A 15,194-nucleotide genomic window follows, 5' to 3' on the forward strand; every position below is an offset into this window, starting at 1 on the left:
GATCAGAATCCGCGATCAGCGCCGGCTCACCCTTTCGTCGCCCCGAACGTCAGCCCTGCCACAAAATGCTTCTGCATCGCGAAGAACATCGCGACCGACGGCAACGCGGCGAGAATCGACCCGGCCGACACGAGGTTCCACGACGTCGTCCATTGCCCCTTCAACGCCGCGACGCCTGCGGTGATCGGCGCGGCCTCGTCGCCTTGCGTGAGGCACAGTGCCCAGAAGTAATCGTTCCACACGAACGTGAAAACAAGAATCGCGAGCGCGGCCAACGCCGGCCGGATCAGCGGCAACACGATCCGCCAGAACACCGTCCATTCGCCCGCACCTTCAATCCGCGCGGCCTCGATCAATTCGAACGGCAACTGCTTGATGAAGTTACGCAGGAACAGCGTGCAGAACCCCGTCTGAAACGCGACATGAAACAGGATCAGCGCCTCGACCGTGTTGAACACGCCGAACCTGAGCGACAGATCCCGCACCGGAATCATCAACACCTGCACCGGCACGAAATTCCCCGCGACGAACGTGCCGAACAGCGCGGTGCTCCCGCGAAACCTGTAGGTCGCGAGCGCAAAGCCCGCCATCGCCGCGAGCGCGATCGACCCGATCACCGACGGCACCGTGATCTGCACGCTGTTCCAAAAGTAATGCAGCATCGGCGACGTGGTCAGCGCGTCGCGATAGTTGCTGATCATCGAGAAGTGCCGCGGCCAGCCCCAGTAGTGACCTTCGACCAGCTCCTCGGTCGAGCGCACCGACGTGACGAACACCGCGATCATCGGCAGCAGCCAGATCACGAGCGCGACGGGCAGGGACAGCTTGTACAGCCGGCGCGAGACAGGCTTCCAGTGGGCAACGGGTGTCGGAAACATGATGAATGAACTCCCGGTAGGTCACTGCTCGTTGCGCAGCATGCGGCGCAACTGGAACACGATGTAGACGAGCATGATCGCGAACAGCACGACCGCGATCGACGCGGAATAGCCGAGCCGGTAGTACTTGATCGCCTGGTCGTACATGTAATACGCGAGCACGGTCGAGCTCTCGAACGGGCCGCCGCCCGTCATCACCGAAATCAGGTCGAAGCTGCGCAGCGCGCCGATCACCGTGACGACGATCGCCATGAACGTGGTCGGGCGCAACTGCGGCAGCACGACGTGCCACAGCAGCGCGAAGCCGCGCGCGCCTTCCATCCGCGCCGCCTCGATCTGCTCCGGGTTGACCGACGTGAGGCCGGTCAGGTACAGGATCATGCAGTACGCGGTCTGCGGCCACAGCGCGGCGAACACGATGCCGAACGTCGCATAACGCGCATCGCCGAGCACCGGGATCCCGTGTCCGGCGATCAGCGCGAGCAGCCCGAAGGTCGGATCGTAGAACCACGAGAAGATCAGGCCGACCACCACGCCCGACAGCACGAACGGCGCGAAGAACAGCGACTTCACGAGCCGGATGCCGACCACCGCCTGGTTCAGGTACAGCGCGAGCGCGAGGCCGAGCGGCGGCGCGAGCATGAACAGCGCAAGCCAGATCACGTTGTTGCGCAGCGCGGTGTAGAAGGTCGGTGCGTGCAGCAGCTCGACGTAGTTCGCGAGACCGACGAACGTGCGCTCGGTCATGCCGTCCCAGTTGCAGAGGCTTAGCCACAGCGTCGACAGGATCGGCCAGATCACATAGACGGCAACCATCGCGCATGCAGGCGCTAGAAAGAGCCACGCGGCGCGCTGCTGCCGCCGCACCGCGGGCGACGGGCGGCGCGCGCGCAACCCGGCGGCGGCGGATGCACCGCGCGGCGCCGGCGTAGCGTTGGCGCCGGCGCCGGCGCCGGCGGGCGGGGTGGACGTGATCGGACGGGACACGGCAAGCCTCCTGGGCGGACACGGCGGCACGCACACGCGGCCGCCGCATGGGTCACGCGGTTACTTCTTGTAGATCCGCTTGCGGGTCTGTTCGAGCTGCGCGAGCACGGTATCGAGCTGCGCGGGATTCGCGAGGAACTGCTGCATCCCCTTCATCCCTTCGTCGGCCATCTCCTTTGTCATGTCGCGGTCGTAAAACTGCGCGACGCCGCCCTTGGTGTCGGCGAGGATCCGGAAGCCGATCCGCGAAACCGGGTCGGCCGGCTCCGGCGACTTGCTGTTGGCCGACAGCGAGCCAAGCCCTTCCGCGAGCTTCGCCCCCATCTCGGGCGTCTCGACGAATGTGAGGAACGTATGCGCGTCGGCCTTGTTCTTCGCCTTGGTCGGGATGTGCAGCGATTCGACCGGGCCGTCCTCGGCGGTCGGCACCTTCGGGTCGATGATCGGGAAGCGGTAATAGCCCATTTCCTGCTTCACGTTCGGCGGAAAGCCGGCCGCGATGAAGGTGCCCATCAGCATCATCGCGGCCTTGCCCTGGAACAGGAACGGCTGCGCGCCGTCGAGATCGTAGGACAGCGCGTTGTCGATGAAGTAGCCCGAGTCGATCAGCGATTTCCACGTCGTGTAGACCTTCTTCACGCGCGGGTCGGTGTACGGCACGTCGCCGGCCATCAGCTGCTGGTGGAACGCGTTGCCGTTCAGGCGCAGGTCGAGATAGTCGAACCAGCCGGCGAGCGTCCACGCGTCGCGGCCGCCGACCGCGATCGGCGTGATGCCGGCCGCCTTCAGCTTCTTGCACGCATCGAGAAACTGGTCCCAGGTCTTCGGCTCGTCGGCGATGCCGACCTTGCGGAACAGGTCCTTGCGGTAGAACAGCCCCCACGAGTAATAGACGGTCGGCGCCGCGTACTGCTTGCCGTTGTACGACGATGCGCTGCGCGTCGACGCGTACATCGCGTCCCAGCCGTTCTTCGCCCAGTCGCCGCTCAGGTCCTCGAACAGCCCGCGCTTCGCGTAGTACGCCATGCGCTCGCCCGCGTGCCAGTTGACCACGTCGGGCGCGACGGTCGTGAGCCATGCGGGGAGCTGCACCTTGTACGCTTCCTCGTCGACGAAGGTGGGCTTCACGTCGATGTCGGGATGGGCCTTGTGGAACGCCTCGATCGTCGACTGCCAGACCGCGCGCTGGCTGGCGCCCTTGAACGCGATGTTGATCGTCAGCGTGCCCGCGTCGGCCGGCGCCGCGGCGCCGAACGAAGCGAACGCGATGGCGGCGGCGGTCGCAAGCCGGGCGGCGACGCGAAGGGGGCGATGTGTCATGTGTGTCTCCAGTCCTGTGTGTCTGTCGTTGTGCGTGACCGGCGCGTCGCGGCGCCGGGGGCGGTTGCTACAAACGGCTTCGATACACGGCGACGCCTTGCGGCTCGACCTGCGCGGCGCCGACCACGAACGCGGACGGCGGCACCCCATCGAGCGTATGCGGCGTGCCGCCGTAGTTGAATACGTAGGTCAGGCCGCCGCGTCGGCTCACGCGCACGCCGTCGCCGAGCGGCGACGGTGTCAGGCCGGCTTCGGCCGCGACGTCGGCGAACAGGCGCGCGGTGGTCGCGTCATCGAACAGCGCGGCCCAGTAGTGCAGCGCGCCGTGCGACACGCAGGCCGGATGACCGTCGGCGAAGCGCGCACGCACGACGCTGGGTGCGTCGTCGCGCAGCTCGACGAGGTCGCGCCAGCGGCGTGCGTCGCCGCTGAACGCCGAGCCGTCGCGCAACGTTCCGTCGATCGGCTCGGTCACGTTCGGCCGCAGCGACTCGACGCGCCACACGCGCAGCGGCAGGATCGACGCGAGCGGGCCCGGCGGCAGCGTCGGCGGAATCTGCAGGTCGGCGGTTTTCGAACCGGTGCGCGGGCCGAACACCGCATGAGCGCCCGATGCGGCGAGCCGTGCCGCGAAGTCGTCCGGCACGATCGGCAGCGGCGGCACGACGACGAGCCGGTAGCCGTCGAGCGGCGCATGCGCTGAGATCACGTCGACGTCGAGGCCGAGCGAACGCAGCGCCGAGTAGTACTCGAACGCGCAGCGCGGGTAGTGGAAATCGGCGCCTTGCGGCTGCACTTCGAACAGCCACTTCGCTTCATAGTCGAACACCAGCGCGACGGGGGCGCGCACCGCGCCGTTCGCGTCGGCATCGGCGCCGGCGTCGAGCACGGCCGCGATTTCGCGCGCGACGCGCTGCGCTTCGCGGCCGCCTTCGTCGAGCTGGTCGTCCGGCGTGTGCAGGCCCGCATGCATCTGCTCCTGCGCGAACGGCGCCTGCCGCCAGCGGAAGTACGACACGCAGCCGGCGCCGTGCGCGAACGCTTCCCAGCTCCACAGGCGCACCATGCCCGGCAGCGGCGCGGGGTTCCACTGCGCCCAGTTCACGGGCCCCGGCTGCTGCTCCATCACCCAGAACGGCAGCTTCGACATCCCGCGATAGAGATCGTGATTGAACGACGCGAAATCCGGATGGCCGGTGCGCAGCCAGCGCGCCTTCAGCTCGGGTGCGAACCATTGCTCCTCGAGCGCGCCGAGCGGGTAGCTGTCCCACGTCGCGATGTCGAGGTCGCGCGCCACCTCGTAATGATCGAACTCGGTGAACAGCTGCATGAAGTTGTGCGCGACGGGGCGGCCCGGCGAATGCGCGCGGATCACGTCGACCTGCATCCGGTGATAGCGCGCGACCTCGTCGGACGCGAAGCGCCGGTAGTCGAGGCGATGCGACGGATGCGCTTCGGTCACGGTGCCGATGGGCGCGTCGACTTCGTCGAAATGCCGGTACTCCATGCTCCAGAACACGGTGCCCCACGCGCGGTTCAGCGCGTCGATCGTGCCGTAGCGGGCCTTCAGCCATTCGCGAAAGCGCACGAGCGCGGCGGGCGAATAGCTGACCACCGTCTGGTGGCAGCCGAGCTCGTTGTCGGTCTGCCAGTAGCGCACGGCCGGGTGGCGGCCGTAGCGTTCGGCGACCGCCGTGCAGATCTGGCGCGACGCTTCCAGATAGGTCGGCGACGAGAAGTCGTAGTGGCGGCGCGAACCGAACCCGCGCGGCCGGCCATCGGCGCCGATTGCGAGGATGTCGGGGTGACGGTCGACGAGCCATTTCGGCGGCGTCGCGGTCGGCGTGCACATCACGATCTCGAGGCCGGCCGCGCCGAGCACGTCGACCGCGCGGTCGAGCCAGCCCCAGTCGTATTCGCCCGGCGACGGCTCGATGCGGCTCCACGCGAATTCGGCGATCCGCACCTGCGCGATGCCGAGCGCCTTCATCCGGCGGGCGTCGGCGGCCCACATCGATTCCGGCCAGTGTTCCGGGTAGTAACAGACTCCAAGGCGCATGCCGATCCTTATGCGTAGTGGTGGACGGGAACGTCGGCGCGCGCGGGCACCGCGCGGCCGTCTTCGGTGAACAGGTGACAGGCCGCGGCCGGCGCCTGCGCGTGCACGCGCTCGCCGATGCGCAGCGGCGCGTCGCCGGGCACTTTCGCGATCAGCGGCGTGCCGCCGGGCTGGTCGAGGTGCACGTAGGTCTGCTCGCCGAGGCGTTCGACGAGCGCGACGTCGCGTGCGAGCGTGGTCGCGTCGGGCGCGGCGCCGAGCGTCAGGTGTTCGGGGCGGATGCCGAGCGTGACGGTCGCGCCCGGCGCGAGCGCGGCGCCGTCGCGCGGCAGCGTGAAGGTTTCGCCGGACGGCACGACGGTGACGGTGGTGTGCCGTGCGTCGCAGGCGGCGACGACGGCCGGCAGGAAGTTCATCCGCGGCGAGCCGATGAAGCCGGCGACGAAGCGGCTGGCGGGATGGTGATAGAGGTCGAGCGGCGCGCCGATCTGCGCGATGCTGCCGTGCTGCGCGGTGTCGGCGCCGGCGTGCAACAGCACGATCTTGTCGGCGAGCGTCATCGCTTCGGTCTGGTCGTGCGTCACGTAGACGACGCTCGCGCGTTCGAACTGCCGGTGCAGCTTCGCGATTTCGATGCGGGTCTGGCCGCGCAGCGCGGCGTCGAGGTTCGACAGCGGTTCGTCGAACAGGAATACGCCGGGCTCGCGCACGATCGCGCGGCCGATCGCGACGCGCTGCCGCTGGCCGCCGGACAGCGCCTTCGGCTTGCGCTCGAGCAGCGTATCGAGCTGCAGGATCCGCGCGGCGTCGCGCACCTTCCGGTCGATCTCGGCCTTCGGCACGCGCGCGAGCTTCAGCCCGAACGCCATGTTCTCGTAGACCGTCATGTGCGGAAACAGCGCGTAGCTCTGGAACACCATCGCGACGCCGCGCTCGGCGGCCGGCACGTCGTCGACGCGGCGTCCGTCGATCGACAATTCGCCGTCGCTCAGATCCTCGAGGCCAGCGATCATCCGCAGCAGGGTCGACTTGCCGCAGCCGGACGGCCCGAGGAACACGCAGAACTCGTGCGCGCCGATCTCCAGATCGACGTCGCGAATGACCGGCGCGTGCTCGCCATAGGCTTTCTGCACGCGTCGCATCGAGATGCTCGCCATTGTCTCCGCTCCATGTTTTAATGCGCTTTCGTCAGTGCTTAAGCGCTTAACCATCGCGATCAAAAAAGAGCCGATAGCGATCGCGGCCGAGTCGCGCCCGTCGGTCGGGCGGCAGGGTGTGCGGCGATAGTGCGCCGCTTCGGTGAGCGAAGCAAATACTGGATCAACGTCTCATATAGTGAGCAATTCATGGCGACACTCGATGAAGTGGCCCGCCGCGCCGGCGTGACGGCCGCGACGGTCTCGAACGTGCTGCGCAATCGCGGCCGGGTTGGCGAAGCCACCCGCGCGCGCGTGCTCGAAGCCGTGCAGGCGCTCGGGTACCGGCCGCATCTCGCGGCGCGGGCCCTCGCTGAAGGGCGCGCGCCCACGGTCGCGCTGATGGTATCGAGCATCGCGAACCCGTTCTACCCGGAGTTCGCGCTCGCGGTCGAGCGCGCGGTGCGTCGCAACGGGCAGTTCCTGATCGTCTGCAATACGAACGAAGACCCGTTGCAGGGCAGAGCGTATCTCGACCAGATCGCCGGCACGATCTCCGAAGGCATTCTCGTGACCAACGCGAACCTGCACCTGCCGGATCTGGCGGACGTCGCGCGGCGCGGCGTGCCGGTCGTGCTGTGTCTGTGGGAGCGGCCCGATGCGCCGCCCGAAGGGTTGCCGTGCGTGGCGGTGGATTTTCGCGAAGCCGGGCGGATCGCGACGCGGCATCTGCTCGAACTCGGGCACCGGACGATCGGCGTGATCGTCGGCGGGTCGGCGAGCGGCGTGCAGGCGGCGCGCTATGACGGCTTCGTCGACGTGATGCGCGAAGCGGGGCTCGACGCGTCGATCGTCGCGGCCGGGCCCGATTCCGATTCGATCGAAGGCGGCGTGCGCGCGGCGGGCCGGCTGCTCGACGCGCATCCCGGGCTGACCGCGCTGGTCGCGACCAACGACCTGCCCGCGATCGGGGCGCTGCACGCGGCGGCCGATCGCGGCCGGCGCGTGCCCGACGACCTGTCGATCGTCGGCATTACCGACATTCATCTGGCGAGCGACACGCGGCCCACGTTGACGACTGTGGCGATCCCGACCGCCGAGGCCGCCGGGCTCGCGGTCGAACTGCTCAATGCGCTGCGCGAGGCGGGCGGCCGGATCGACGATGCGTCGCGCGTGCGGATCGCGTCGTTGCCGCGGTTGGTGGTGCGCGGGACGACGGCGGCGGTGTCGGGGCGACGCTTCATGTAGCGAGGGGCGGCGCGCACCTTGCGGCAATGGGCGGACATGCCCGGGTGGCTTTCCGCGCACCACACGCACGGTTCGCGTCCGCTGCGCGACGCCCGTCGGTTCTAGAACGAATACGCGAGCGACGCGAACAGGCTGCGCGGCGCGCCCGGCGTGACCCACAGGCTGTTGTACGAGCTGACGTAGTACGTGCGATTGAACAGGTTGTTCAGCACGACCGACGCGCGCAGATGCTTGTTGACCTGCACGTAGCCGTTGAGCTGCACGGTCGCGTAAGCGGGCAGGTCGAAGCCGTCCTGCGTGTTCGCTGTGTTGCCCGCGCGGCGCCCGACGTAGATCACGCCCGCGCCCGCGCCGGCCTTGTCGACGAGCGGCAGCGCGGTTTCGTACATCAGCAGCGCGCTGCCGCTCAGCCGCGGAATGTCGACGAGGCGTGCGCCCGGCGTCAGCACGCTGTCGTGCGTGACCTGCGCATCGACGTACGCGAGGTTGACGATGCCGCGCAACCCGTGGCCGAGTTCGCCGTTCCATTCGAATTCGACGCCGCGGCTGCGTACTTCGCCGGCCGCACGCGAGAACCCGGCGTTCGCCGGATCGGCGGTCAGCACGTTGCGCTTGTTCACGTAGAACGCGGCGACGGTCGCGAGCCAGCGCGTGCCGGCCCATTTCACGCCGGCCTCATAGCCGCGCCCCTTCTCCGGATCGAACGCGCGGCCGTTCACGTCGGCGCCGTTGTTCGGCCGGAACGAATACGCGGTGTTCGCGTAGAGCGACAGCGCGGAGCTGGCCTCGTACACGATGCCGAGCCGCGGGCTCAGCGCCGTTTGCAGCTGGGTCGTCGTCGCGCCCTTCAGGCGGTTCTCGACCGACTGGTGAAAGCGGTCCCAGCGCAGCCCGGCGAGCACTTTCCAGTGCGGCCCGAACGCGAGCGTGTCCTGTGCGTACAGGCCCTGGCCGTCGTCGCGCTCGAGCAGGTTCGTCGCGGTGCGCGGCACGGGCGCCGGCTGGCCGTAGACCGGATCGAAGATGTCGATCGCATACGGCGCCGCGGCCGTCGGCGTCGAGCGCGACACGAACTGGTCATAGTTGAAGCGATACGCGTCGGCGCCCATCACGAACGTATGGCCGATGCCGGCCGTGCGGGCCTTGCCGGCCACCTCGACGCGCCCTTGCACGTCGTTCGAGTGAAACGCGACCTGCCGGTAGCGGCGCCACAGCGTACGCCCGTCCGGCTGCAGCGCGAACGCTTCGGACGAGCGGCCGGACAGGTCGGTGTCGCGCTGCGCGAAGCCGGCGTTGACCGACCAGTCGGCATTGAAGCGATGTTCGAGCGTGAACTGGTGGCCCGAGTTGCGCACGTCGTAGTCGCCGTCGCGCGGCTCGCCCATGAACCTCGAGGCGGGCACCGCACCGAGCTGCCCGTTGACCGCGACCACGCCGCGATCGAGCGGCGCGCGCTGGCGGGCGGTCTCGAATTCGTAGTGGAGCGTCGTATCCGCGCCGATGTCCCACGTGAACGACGGCGCGAACAGGTAGCGCTTGCTCGACACGGTATCGCGGAAGCTGCCGTTGTCCTCGTTCATCGCGATGAAGCGGTACGCGAGCGACTTCGTGACGGGGCCGGTCGAATCGAGCGTCTCGCGCAGCGCGCCGTAGCTGCCGGCCGACACGCCGATCGTGTTCGCGCGCGCGAACTGCGGCTGCTTGGTGGTGTAGCTGATGAGCCCGCCGGGATCGCCGCGGCCGTACAGCGCGGACGCGGGCCCCTTGAGGACTTCCATGCGCTCGAGCGTGGCGGTGTCGCGCGGCACGCTGATGCCGCGATTCCACGAGAAGCCGTTGACGAGGTAGTCGGTGCCGGACGTGTTGCCGTCGCCGGCGAAGCCGCGCACCGCGTAGTTGTCCCACAGCCCGCCGAAGTTGTTTTGCCGCGCGACGCCAGCGACCCAGTCGTACAGGTCTTCGCCGCGTGTGGCGGCGACGGTCTGGATCAGTTTCTTGTCGACGCTGCTGACCGCGAACGGAATCTCCATCACGTCCGTCTCGGTGCGCGTCGCGCTCGTCGATTCCGGCGCGCGAAACGGCGCCGTCGTGCGCTGCCCGGAGACTTCGATCGCAGGCAGCGACAGTTCCTGAGCCTCGGCGGCGCTCAGGCCGGCCGTGCCGACGACGATGGCCATCGGTGCGGCCGCCCAGTTCTTCCTGCTCATACCCTGTCCTTCAGAGATTGGTCCGCGTTCGGGCACCGCGGGCCGTCTCGCGCCGGCATCCGTGTTCCAAACAGTTCATTTGCGCGCCGAAATCTAATGCAAATGAGATGTATTTGCAATCGTAAGTTGACCTTGTTGCATTGGGGGCGGGGGGAGTGCAAGTGTCCGGCCGGGGCGGCTGAACCGGTGCCCGTGCCGTGCCACGTGGCGGGGTGGCGGCCGGAAATGCGCGAGCGCGCGCTCGGCCGCCGGACTGCCTCAGTTGCCTTCGACGAGCCGCATCGCGACGCGTCGCGCCGAATCGAGATGTGCGACCGTCATTGCGCGGGCGCCGCAGGCGTTGCGTTCGCGCCCGGGCATTCCGGTGACACAATGGCGGCCATCACATCCGATGGCACAGGAGAGCGAGATGGCGCATGGCGAACACAAGTACCGCGTGGCAGTCGAGTGGACCGGCAACCGTGGAACCGGCACGTCGGGGTACCGCGAATACGGCCGCGATCATGTGATCAGCGCGGGTACGAAGCCCGACATTCCGGGCTCGTCGGACGCGGCGTTTCGCGGCGATGCGGCGCGCTGGAATCCGGAGGATCTGCTGCTCGCGTCGGCATCGGCGTGCCACAAGCTCTGGTATCTGCATCTTTGCTCGGAAGCCGGCATCCGCGTGCTTGCCTACATCGACGACGCCGAAGGGGCGATGCTCGACAGCCCCGAGCAGGGGCGCTTCACCGAAATCGTGCTGCATCCGCGCGTGACGATTCGCGCAGGCGACGATCGCGAGCTGGCCGAGCGGCTGCATCACGATGCGCATGCGAAGTGCTATATCGCGAACTCCGTGAACTTCCCGATCCGGTGCGAACCGGTGATCGAATTCGCGGCGGCGTGACGTTACAACGCGACCCCGTACACCTCCCGCGCGGCCGTGCGGATCGCGTCGGCCATCACCGCGACGGCCGGCGAATGCAGCCGGTCGGTGCGCGTGATGATCCCGAAGTCGTCCATCCGGCAATCCATCTCCAGCGGCAGCACCGACACGATGCCATGTCGCGCGTAGTACAGCGCGACGTCCTCCGCGAGCACCGCGATCATGTCGCTCTGCTCGATCAACTGAGTGATGAACAGCAGCGCGGCCGTCTCGACGACGTTCGCGGGCGGCGCGAGGCTCGCGCGCTGGAACACGAGCTCGAAGCGGTGGCGCAGCACGCTGCCGGCCGGCGGCATGACCCACGCGGCACGCTGCACGTCGGCGAGCGACAACGGCGCCTGCGCGAGCAGCGGATGGCCGGGCCGCACGACCGCCGCGACCGGCTCGCCGGTCAGCGGCTCGTAGCGCAGGTGCAGCTTGTCGTGTTCGGCTGACAGCCGGCCGAGCACGATATCGAGCTTGTCCTGCGCGAGGTGTTCGAGCAGCACATTGCTCGTGTCAATCGCGACGGACACGCGCACGTTCGCATGCGTGCCCTTCACCGCGGCGACGGCCGGCGGCACGAGCCGCAACCCCGGCGACGTGATCGCACCCACCGCCACATGCCCGAGATGGCCGGCCTTCAGCGCGGCCAGCTCCTCGCGCGCCTGGTCGAGGCTGCCGAGCGCCGCGCGCGCGTGGCGGATCAGCGCGTCGCCGTACAGCGTCGGGCGCATCCCGCGCGGCAGGCGCTCGAACAGCACCGCGCCGATCGATTCCTCGAGCTCGCGCAGCAGCTTCGACGCGGCCGGCTGCGTCATGTTGAGCGCGGCTGCCGCGCGGTGAATGCTGCCTTCGTCGGCGAGCGCGACGACCAGCAGGAGCTGGCGCGTCTTCAGGCGGCTGCGGTTTCCCCACGGGCTGGCTTCGAGCATGGTACGGGTTTATATCGATATCGGAATCGATATCGTAATCGCCTAAAACGTCATTAGCGAGTTATCAAAAATCTGCCTAGACTGCGCCGGTATCCCGTCACCACAGGACTGACGATGTCGGCAACAAAACCCAGGCTGCGCTCCACCCAATGGTTCGGCACGAACGACAAGAACGGCTTCATGTACCGAAGCTGGATGAAGAACCAGGGCATCCCCGATCACGAGTTCGACGGTCGGCCGATCATCGGCATCTGCAACACGTGGTCCGAGCTGACGCCGTGCAATGCGCACTTCCGCAAGCTCGCCGAGCACGTGAAGCGCGGGATCTTCGAGGCGGGCGGGTTCCCGGTCGAGTTCCCGGTGTTCTCGAACGGTGAATCGAACCTGCGGCCGTCGGCGATGCTCACGCGCAACCTGGCGTCGATGGACGTCGAGGAAGCGATCCGCGGCAATCCGATCGACGCGGTCGTGCTGCTCGCCGGCTGCGACAAGACGACCCCCGCGCTGCTGATGGGCGCGGCGAGCTGCGACGTGCCGGCGATCGTCGTGTCGGGCGGCCCGATGCTGAACGGCAAGCTCGAGGGCAAGAACATCGGTTCGGGCACCGCCGTGTGGCAACTGCACGAATCGCTGAAGGCGGGCGAGATCGACCTGCATCACTTCCTGTCGGCCGAAGCCGGCATGTCGCGCTCGGCTGGCACCTGCAACACGATGGGCACCGCGTCGACGATGGCGTGCATGGCCGAGGCGCTCGGCGTGGCGCTGCCGCACAACGCGGCGATCCCGGCCGTCGATTCGCGCCGCTACGTGCTCGCGCACATGTCCGGCATCCGGATCGTCGAGATGGCGCTCGAAGGGCTCGTGTTGTCGAAGGTGCTGACGCGCGCGGCGTTCGAGAACGCGATCCGCGCGAACGCGGCGATCGGCGGCTCGACCAACGCGGTGATCCACCTGAAGGCGATCGCGGGCCGCATCGGCGTGCCGCTCGAGCTCGAGGACTGGATGCGCATCGGCCGCGACACGCCGACGATCGTCGACCTTATGCCGTCCGGGCGCTTCCTGATGGAGGAGTTCTATTACGCTGGCGGCCTGCCGGCCGTGCTGCGCCGGCTCGGCGAAGGCGGGCTGCTGCCGCACCCGGACGCGCTGACCGTCAACGGCAAGTCGCTGTGGGACAACGTGCGCGAAGCGCCGAACTACGACGACGAGGTGATCCGCTCGCTCGACCGGCCGCTGATCGCCGACGGCGGGATCTGCATCCTGCGCGGCAATCTCGCGCCGCGCGGCGCGGTGCTGAAGCCGTCGGCGGCGAGCCCCGAGCTGCTGAAGCATCGCGGCCGCGCGGTGGTGTTCGAAAATCTCGAGCACTACAAGGCGACGATCAACGACGAAGCGCTCGACGTCGATGCGAGTTCGGTAATGGTGCTGAAGAACTGCGGGCCGCGCGGTTATCCGGGGATGGCGGAGGTCGGCAACATGGGGCTGCCGCCGAAGCTGCTGCGCCAGGGCGTGAAGGACATGGTGCGGATCTCCGATGCACGGATGAGCGGCACCGCGTACGGCACGGTGGTGCTGCACGTCGCGCCGGAAGCGGCCGCGGGCGGGCCGCTGGCCGCCGTGCGCAACGGCGACTGGATCGAGCTCGACTGCGAGGCCGGCACGCTGCACCTGGACATTCCGGACGACGAACTGCAGCGCCGCCTGTCGGACGTCGATCCGACCGCGGCGCCGGGCGTGGCCGCGCAGCTCGGCAAGGGCGGCTACGCGCGGCTGTATATCGATCACGTGCTGCAGGCCGACGAGGGGTGCGATCTGGACTTCCTGGTCGGCATGCGCGGCGCGGACGTGCCGAGCCATTCGCATTGAGACAAACGGCCCCCGCAAACGCTAAAGCGCTAACAGAGGCCGACCGTGAAGCATGGGGCCCCCGTAAGCACTAAAGCGCCAACGGTGGCCGACCGCGAAGCATGGGACCCCCGTAAGCGCTAAAGCGCTAACGGTGGCCGACCGCGAAGCATGGGGCCACCGTAAGCGCTAAAGCGCTAACGGTGGCCGACCGCGAAGCATGGGACCCCCGTAAGCGCTAAAGCGCTAACGGTGGCCGACAGGAGACAAGATGACGACGCAGTACACGCCCGCCCACGCGATGGCGGAACAGTCCGATTCGCAAGCAGCCGTCGACGAACGGCAACTGACCCGCCTGCTCACGCGCAAGCTGGTGCCGTTCCTCGCGCTGATCTACGTGGTCGCCTACGTCGACCGTACGGTCGTCGGCTTCGCGAAGCTGCACATGAACGCGGCGATCGGCCTCGGCGATGCCGCCTACGGCCTGGGCGCCGGACTGTTCTTCATCGGCTACTTCCTGTGCGAAGTGCCGAGCAATCTCGCGCTCGGACGCTTCGGCGCACGCGTGTGGTTCGCGCGCATCCTCGCGACCTGGGGCGTGATCACGATCGCGATGGCGCTCGTGCAGGGGCCGGCCAGTTTCTACGTGCTGCGCTTCCTGCTCGGCGCGGCCGAAGCCGGCCTCTATCCCGGCATCCTGTACTTCCTCACGCAATGGTTCCCGATGCGCGACCGGGCCCGCGTGATCGGCCTGCTCGTGCTCGCGCAGCCGCTCGCCGGCATCGTGACGGGCCCGCTCGCCGGGTGGCTGCTGTCGACGCACGGCTGGTTCGGCCTGTCGGACTGGCAGACGTTGTTCGTCGTCAGCGGCTTGCCGGCCGTGCTGCTCGCCTGGCCGACGCTGCGGTTGCTGCCCGAGTCGCCCGCGCATGCGCGCTGGCTGAACGACGACCAACGCCGCTGGATCGCGCGGCAACTCGCCGCCGACCGCGACACGTATCGACCTTCTTCGCACGGCAATCCGCTCGCCGCGCTGCGCGACCGCCGCGTGCTGCTGCTCGCCGCGCTGTTCCTGCCGTTTCCGCTGTGCATCTACGGGCTGTCGCTGTGGCTGCCGACGATCATCCACGCATTCGGCGCCGGCGATGCGGCGACCGGGCTGCTGTCCGCGGTGCCGTATCTGTTCGCGGTGGTCGGCCTGCTCGTCGTGCCGCGCCATTCGGACCGCAAGCGCGAGCGCTACTGGCACATCGTCGTCGTGTCGGCGGCGGCCGCCGTGACGATGGCCGCGAGCGCATGGGTGCAGCAGCCCGCGCTGCAGTTCGCGTTCATCTGCCTCACCGCGTTCTCGCTCTATTCGATCCAGGCCGTCGTGTGGGCGTTGCCCGGCGAATTCCTGACCGGCACGAGCGCGGCCGTCGGCATCGCCGCGATCAATTCGCTCGCGAATCTCGGCGGCTACTTCGGGCCGTACGGCATCGGCCTGATCAAGGCATCGACCGGCAGTCTCGCGGCCGGCCTGTACTTTCTCGCGGCGACGCTGTTGTTCGCGGTGCTGATGACGTTCGTGGTCCGGGCCGCGCTGCGCGCGCCCGAGCCGGCCGCGGGCGCATTCGCCCGCGAATCCTGAACGCCTTGTTTTTCCGGCTGAACGCCGATTCGACCGACGCAGGAC

At 68.3% G+C, this 15,194-nt stretch carries 11 protein-coding genes; 4 read left to right on the forward strand and 7 right to left on the reverse strand.

What is annotated here, in order from left to right:
* Positions 1-26: 26 nt before the first annotated feature.
* The 5 genes from FFI87_RS16970 to FFI87_RS16990 form a co-directional block, all read right to left on the reverse strand.
* Positions 27-878, reverse strand: a complete 852-nt coding sequence (locus FFI87_RS16970; protein ID WP_012367136.1) for a carbohydrate ABC transporter permease — start codon at positions 876-878, stop codon at positions 27-29.
* Between the two features lie 21 nt (positions 879-899).
* A complete protein-coding gene (locus tag FFI87_RS16975) occupies positions 900-1,865 on the reverse strand; it encodes a carbohydrate ABC transporter permease (RefSeq protein ID WP_138849747.1) in 966 nt (321 codons plus the stop codon).
* Between the two features lie 60 nt (positions 1,866-1,925).
* The gene (locus tag FFI87_RS16980; protein ID WP_138849746.1) at positions 1,926-3,185 is read right to left on the reverse strand and encodes an ABC transporter substrate-binding protein; all 1,260 of its coding nucleotides are present in this window, start codon (positions 3,183-3,185) and stop codon (positions 1,926-1,928) included.
* A 67-nt stretch (positions 3,186-3,252) separates the two neighbouring features.
* A complete protein-coding gene (locus FFI87_RS16985) occupies positions 3,253-5,244 on the reverse strand; it encodes a beta-galactosidase (RefSeq protein WP_138849745.1) in 1,992 nt (663 codons plus the stop codon).
* An 8-nt stretch (positions 5,245-5,252) separates the two neighbouring features.
* Complete coding sequence (locus FFI87_RS16990) at positions 5,253-6,401, reverse strand: ABC transporter ATP-binding protein (RefSeq protein ID WP_012367132.1); 1,149 nt, start codon at positions 6,399-6,401, stop codon at positions 5,253-5,255.
* A gap of 189 nt (positions 6,402-6,590) precedes the next feature.
* On the opposite strand from FFI87_RS16990, the gene FFI87_RS16995 reads away from it, so the two are divergent.
* A complete protein-coding gene (locus FFI87_RS16995) occupies positions 6,591-7,628 on the forward strand; it encodes a LacI family DNA-binding transcriptional regulator (RefSeq protein ID WP_138849744.1) in 1,038 nt (345 codons plus the stop codon).
* Positions 7,629-7,729: 101 nt separating this feature from the next.
* Here the strand turns inward: FFI87_RS16995 and FFI87_RS17000 are convergent, their stop codons facing one another.
* On the reverse strand, positions 7,730-9,835 hold the full coding sequence (locus FFI87_RS17000) for a TonB-dependent siderophore receptor (RefSeq protein WP_138849743.1): 2,106 nt from the start codon (positions 9,833-9,835) through the stop codon (positions 7,730-7,732).
* Positions 9,836-10,244: 409 nt separating this feature from the next.
* Between FFI87_RS17000 and FFI87_RS17010 the strand changes: the two genes are divergently transcribed.
* Positions 10,245-10,721, forward strand: coding sequence for an OsmC family protein (locus FFI87_RS17010; protein ID WP_012367129.1), 477 nt, complete (start codon positions 10,245-10,247; stop codon positions 10,719-10,721).
* Positions 10,722-10,723: 2 nt separating this feature from the next.
* Here FFI87_RS17010 and FFI87_RS17015 read toward each other — a convergent pair whose 3' ends face one another.
* Positions 10,724-11,674 (reverse strand): LysR substrate-binding domain-containing protein, encoded by a 951-nt coding sequence (locus FFI87_RS17015; protein WP_138849742.1) that lies wholly within the window; start codon positions 11,672-11,674, stop codon positions 10,724-10,726.
* Positions 11,675-11,788: 114 nt separating this feature from the next.
* Between FFI87_RS17015 and FFI87_RS17020 the strand changes: the two genes are divergently transcribed.
* On the forward strand, positions 11,789-13,540 hold the full coding sequence (locus tag FFI87_RS17020; RefSeq protein WP_138849741.1) for an IlvD/Edd family dehydratase: 1,752 nt from the start codon (positions 11,789-11,791) through the stop codon (positions 13,538-13,540).
* Between the two features lie 250 nt (positions 13,541-13,790).
* Complete coding sequence (locus FFI87_RS17030; protein ID WP_138849740.1) at positions 13,791-15,149, forward strand: MFS transporter; 1,359 nt, start codon at positions 13,791-13,793, stop codon at positions 15,147-15,149.
* Positions 15,150-15,194 lie beyond the last annotated feature (45 nt).

It is taken from the genome of Burkholderia sp. KBS0801 (genome assembly GCF_005937855.2).
In the GTDB taxonomy this organism is placed as follows: domain Bacteria; phylum Pseudomonadota; class Gammaproteobacteria; order Burkholderiales; family Burkholderiaceae; genus Burkholderia; species Burkholderia ambifaria.